Origin of the sequence: Microcoleus sp. PH2017_35_SFW_U_B, assembly GCF_020737865.1 — a bacterium.
Taxonomy (GTDB): Bacteria; Cyanobacteriota; Cyanobacteriia; order Cyanobacteriales; family Microcoleaceae; genus Microcoleus.
Genome location: NZ_JAEQDE010000124.1, coordinates 1 through 5,098, shown reverse-complemented (window position 1 = coordinate 5,098; position 5,098 = coordinate 1). Strand labels below are relative to the sequence as shown.

7 protein-coding genes are annotated in these 5,098 nt (G+C 44.8%); 2 read left to right on the top strand and 5 right to left on the bottom strand.

The annotated features are described in order from the left end of the window. A partial coding sequence (locus tag JGK36_RS29270) for a hypothetical protein (RefSeq protein WP_293198026.1) occupies positions 1 to 194 on the bottom strand: 194 nt, incomplete at its 3' end. 26 nt (positions 195 to 220) lie between these two features. Here JGK36_RS29270 and JGK36_RS29265 point away from each other — a divergent pair. Further along, positions 221 to 751 (top strand): peptidoglycan-binding protein, encoded by a 531-nt coding sequence (locus JGK36_RS29265; RefSeq protein ID WP_293198024.1) that lies wholly within the window; start codon positions 221 to 223, stop codon positions 749 to 751. A gap of 212 nt (positions 752 to 963) precedes the next feature. Continuing rightward, entirely contained in the window at positions 964 to 1,494 is a 531-nt protein-coding gene (locus tag JGK36_RS29260) for a peptidoglycan-binding protein (RefSeq protein WP_293187063.1), read from the top strand. 640 nt (positions 1,495 to 2,134) lie between these two features. Here JGK36_RS29260 and JGK36_RS29255 read toward each other — a convergent pair. From JGK36_RS29255 to JGK36_RS29240, 4 genes are all read right to left on the bottom strand, one after another. Next, positions 2,135 to 3,337, bottom strand: coding sequence for a HEAT repeat domain-containing protein (locus JGK36_RS29255; RefSeq protein WP_293193989.1), 1,203 nt, complete (start codon positions 3,335 to 3,337; stop codon positions 2,135 to 2,137). A 410-nt stretch (positions 3,338 to 3,747) separates the two neighbouring features. Next, the gene (locus tag JGK36_RS29250) at positions 3,748 to 4,017 is read right to left on the bottom strand and encodes a hypothetical protein (protein ID WP_293187061.1); all 270 of its coding nucleotides are present in this window, start codon (positions 4,015 to 4,017) and stop codon (positions 3,748 to 3,750) included. 2 nt (positions 4,018 to 4,019) lie between these two features. Next, positions 4,020 to 4,424, bottom strand: coding sequence for a hypothetical protein (locus tag JGK36_RS29245; RefSeq protein ID WP_293187060.1), 405 nt, complete (start codon positions 4,422 to 4,424; stop codon positions 4,020 to 4,022). A gap of 100 nt (positions 4,425 to 4,524) precedes the next feature. Further along, complete coding sequence (locus tag JGK36_RS29240; protein WP_293187059.1) at positions 4,525 to 4,884, bottom strand: hypothetical protein; 360 nt, start codon at positions 4,882 to 4,884, stop codon at positions 4,525 to 4,527. Positions 4,885 to 5,098 lie beyond the last annotated feature (214 nt).

Below are 5,098 nucleotides of genomic sequence, written 5' to 3'. Positions count from 1 at the left end.
TCACTACAAACCTCTTGATTTGGTTTGATCGTTCGGACTTCTGTCCTCGGATTTGGATAAGGACAGAAGTCATCACTACAAACCTCTTGATTTGGTTTGTCACTCAAATGAGTGACACTCAAATGAGTGACACTCGAAAAAGTGACTGTGAAGCCATCAATCGCACCAGTTATACCTGAAATATCAAAGAGCACAACTTAAATATTGAAAGGAGCACATTATGTACACCGAAGAAAAAAGCACGAACAATGAAACAATGGCGATCGCCGCCGATACTACAGCTCAATCAAATTTTGCAGTTGGTCTAACAACAGGACTCAACAAACCCACTTTACAAATCGGTTCCACAGGTCAAGCAGTCAAAGAACTAGAAACTCTCCTAGCTCATTGGGGATATTATTTCGGCCCGATTGACGGTATCTTCGGCGTCCAAGTTCAAACAGCAGTCAAACGCTATCAACACCGCGTCTTCTTAATGGAAGATGGGATAGTCGGTTCTCTAACTTGGCAAGCACTATACTCTGGTGCACCTGTGAATATGCCGACACTGATGAATGGCAGTTCTGGTAATGCTGTGAAAATTGTTCAAAATGTCCTGAAATTAAATGGATACTATTTCGGCTTTATTGACGGATTTTTTGGCCCGATGACAGATGTAGCAGTCCGCCATTTCCAACTCAGCAAGGGTTTAGTACAAGATGGAATTGTCGGCTACAGAACTTGGCACGCTCTTAGCAAGTTACCCCACTAAGTTGCGTTGGGTACCCACAAACACCTTACCAGTTAGTTTGTAGTGAGGACTTCAGTCCTCATAAAAATCTGAGCACTTATATTCCTCACTACAAATACACTTAGCTAACTCAAATGAGTGACACTCAAAAAAGTGACTGTGCAGCCACAAATCTCACCAGTTATACCTGAAATATCAAAGACCACAACTTAAATCTTCAAAGGAATCACATTATGTACACCGAAGAAAGAACCACGAATAATGAAACTGTAGCTATCGTCGCCGATGCTACTCCTCAATCAAATGTTGCAGTTGCTGCAACCGCCGCACTGAACAAACCTACTTTACAAATAGGTTCCACAGGTCAAGCTGTCAAGGAACTACAACAGCTTCTCTATCATTGGGGATATTATTCTGGCCCGATGGACGGTATCTTCGGCGCCCAAGTTCAAAAAGCAGTCAAAGGCTATCAACACCGCGTCTTTTTAACTGAAGATGGGATGGTTGGTTCTATAACTTGGCAAGCACTGTATTCTGGTGCACCTGTGAATATGCCCATCTTGATGAATGGCAGTTCTGGTAATGCTGTGAAAATTGTTCAAAATGTCTTGAAAATCAATGGATACTATTTCGGTGCAATTGATGGATATTTTGGGACGATGACAGATGTCGCAGTGCGCCAGTTCCAAATCAGCAAGAATATACCACAAGATGGAATTGTCGGTGCTAAAACCTGGTACGGACTCAGCAAGTTACCCCACTAATCATCGGTTTAATTATTGATAGAATTTACGCAAAACCTCTATATGTAAAGTGTACAGTGTACTTTACATATAGAGGTTTTCGGACGGAAATTTATTATAAGAAACACAAGATTCAACTCCTCATTACAAAGACTTTTGACTTTGCAATTCCTCAGTAAACCGTATTGCTTTATATATATGAAAGAGCGCTGAAGCGCAACTACATACCAGGGTACGTAGTTGCGCTTCAGCGCTCTTTCTTTATAGATATATACGGTTAAATCTCGAACAATCTGACTTGCAAAAAATGCCTGTATTGCCTATAAAATCAGAAACAGTTCTGTGGAGTTTTTCCATGCCTCGATCTAATATTTTTCTCGCCTTCTTGTCAAGGAGGTTGAGCAATTACCAAAAAGAATTGGTTTAAAGCCCTTGCGCCCGATCGGGAGAAATTAAAATCAGACTATTCATTACTCTAATCCTCTTCCTTCTAGGTAGAGGTCGTTGTCATACCAATTTACTATGAAGCTGCATAGAACATAGACAAGCTGAAAACAAAGCCAGGTTTCGATTTTGTTACCCTGCGATTATATGCAACTTTATGTAAATTTGGTATCAACTGTCAACTGTCAACTGTCAACTGTCAACTGTCAACTGAACATTAATCATCCCTCCCAGAACGCGGACGAATGCGATTCAACTGATTAATTGCCCAGCGAGCTGTTTCCTGAACTTCTGCATCTGGATCGTCCGTCGCGCGGTGCAACAAGTGACTGATTTGATTCACCAATTCGTAAATCCGTGTCAAGTCGCGAATCGCATTTTTCCGCACTTCCGGGTTTTCATTTTGCAATGAAATTGACCAGGCATTATTCATGGGTTTGAGCGTGCGAATGCCAATTTCTGAGAGACTTGCCAGAATTAAACTGTACTGCTTAGAGTCAGAATTTCCTAATAAATTCAGCAACGGCTCAACGGCTCTGGAATCTCCCTGCTGCCCGAGTTCCCAAATTGCTTTGCGCCTAGAGGCCGGATTGAGGTGCTGCAAATCTTCAATGAGTGTTTCAATAATATCAACTTTTTGTCTGACTTCCGTTTCGGGAAGGGAAATATCTTTCTTCCGATTCGCTAGTGCATCGGCTCGATTAGTTGTTTCTGGAATATTGAAACCTGAGTCGCTGTAGCCGTTGTTGCGATTTTCGTCTGTGGCGGTGTCGGAATTAATTCGATCGCCCTCTACCCCTGCATCCTCGGATTCTGATTGCCCAGATTCCACGATAAACGGTAAAGGCAGATCGGTGCTCTCGATCTTGTAGCCCTTGGGGAAATTGACAGGGTAGGGCAATGCTGGTAGCGGTTTGAGTCCCCCAGAAGAAACCTGTTGCTGTCCCATTTCGTGCCTGTTTCTCTGAGCATCGGGATTGGTGAATCGAGAGTTTCTTTGGTTTTGGCGATCGCCTCGAACCCGTCTTCGCTTAGAATTATTTGACTCGCCACTGCTAACTAATTTCAGCATGATCGCTACTGCCGCTGCCGTGACGACAACTGCTGCCAAACCCAACATTAACAACCCCCGCTGGCGTGACAAAATGACAATTATATTGGAGATTGGTTTCGGGATTTTGGAATTAGATTTTTGTTTTTTAGACGGCTTAGATTTGTTTTTATCGGGCGCTGGAGAGGATTGTGGAGGATTGGAGTCCTGGCTGGAGTCCGGGGGAGAGTCTGCTTGAGCAATTTCTTGGGAAACCACCTGGTAGGAAGCAATGACAATCTGTTGCCTTCCCTCCGCACTGGGAATGAAGGCAGCGCCCAGGCAGGCAATGCAGGTGAACAAACGTAAAGTGGAGCGGTAGTGCGCCATAAGACTCAATTGGGTTTTTGAGAGGCAACGCCGCATGACGAGCTTTAGTGTAACCATGAGTTAGCTCGATCCTAGCTGCTATGCGCCCAACTAACCTACAAATATCACGCCCGATCGCGAAAAATCATGGTTTGAGGTGGCAGCGAGCCGGATCTCAATCACGCAATTGCGTCAATAACGGCGGCGGCAGATAGGGGCATCTTGGAAAGTTGATTGTCAGCGAAGCATCAGCTACGTGCTGTGCAGACGCTGCGATGCCCGCGATTGTTGCTCGCTGCGGAGGCGCGTGCCATCACCTGTGAGTTTAACTGTTTCGTCGCTGTTGCGCCGCTTTTGTCTTCACTGTAACAACGTTTTACTAATTTAAAGACCCACAGGTAGATTACTCCTGTGGGTCTTTAAATTGGATTTTAGATTTTAGATTTTGGCGATCGCCCTAAAGCCAGCTTGCAGTATTCGGCAAAATCTACATATTTCTGCTTGTACAAGCGGTAACGCTGCACAGTGTAAAGCATGATTCCTTGTCGCACGTAGTCGAGGAACGAGCGTTTGATGCGCTGCGTGAGGAGTGAAATATCGTTATGCGGTGCTTCGCCGAGAATTTCATTCTCGAAGTCCAGAAGCGGTTGAAATTCCGCTTCTGACGGCTCGCACCAATCGTCGGAGAAGTCAATGTACATATTTAAAATTCCGACTGGTTGTTGACCACTTCAATTTCATGCGATGACGCATCTTGTAGCAAGAATCTCTTGTCAAAAGTCAGTCTCTGTGCGATCGGGTCAATCCCCAGTTTTTCTAAGAAAAACCTCAAACTTTCGTAATGTTGAGTGGCCTTCTCAATGTCTCTGATAAGGGTTTTTAGCGTGTAAGCTTTATTTTCTATTTCGAGTTCTAGCGCGCGGGCATTTTTTGCTAGGCGAGTCTCGGCGTCAAGACTAAGTAGCAATTGATCGATCTGGTCTTTCAACTCTTTGTAACCATCAGAAAGGTCATCTACGTCGCTGCTGACTTCGATTCTTCCGTCTTTCTGAAGGTTTTGCCAGTTGTCCTTTTTGTAGACGGGGATAGAAATCTTGATAAAAGCCATTGTTTTTCACCTGTTAGTTGGAAGGAGGAGAAGAAGCGATCGCCCTCGCTCAAAAAGCGATCGCAGTATAAGCATGATGGAAAGAATATGGGTCAACCATTTAGAAGCTTGCATCACCTCCCGGAGGCGCTCGCCCGCTCAAAAATGTTGCGCTGCGGGCGAACTTTTTAATGCGGTTTGCCCGATCGCCCGCAACGACAGCCATCGGCGGAAAACTGGGGGGTTTTGGCAAAGGCCGGCGAGCGAAAATCCCTGTGTCGGGCGGTTCGTCAGTGTCGATCGGGCGATCGCACCAAACGTCAAATGTGGGGATGGAAAAGTCGCAAGTGTCAAAACTTTCGTTAGCGCAGCCCTCAGAGAGGATCAGCATCCAGGAAATTTCCAAAGTGATGGAACTCGTTTCGATTGTTTCGATTGTTTCAGGCTCGTACTCGTCCAAACAAGGGGCCCATTCAACCATTGATGCTAATTCGATTTGAATCGGCTCCGTGCATTGCGAATCGAGCTCCGTGCATTGCGAATCGAGCTCCGTGCATTGCTCAAAAGATTCGTCAGAGCGATCGCACCAAGCGTCGTAAGGAATGAAAATTTAATAACTTTAGCGTCTGTTAAATAGTCGGCACTGCACGATAATTCCATTTTGGCAGATATTCATCAAAAATAATTTTCATTGT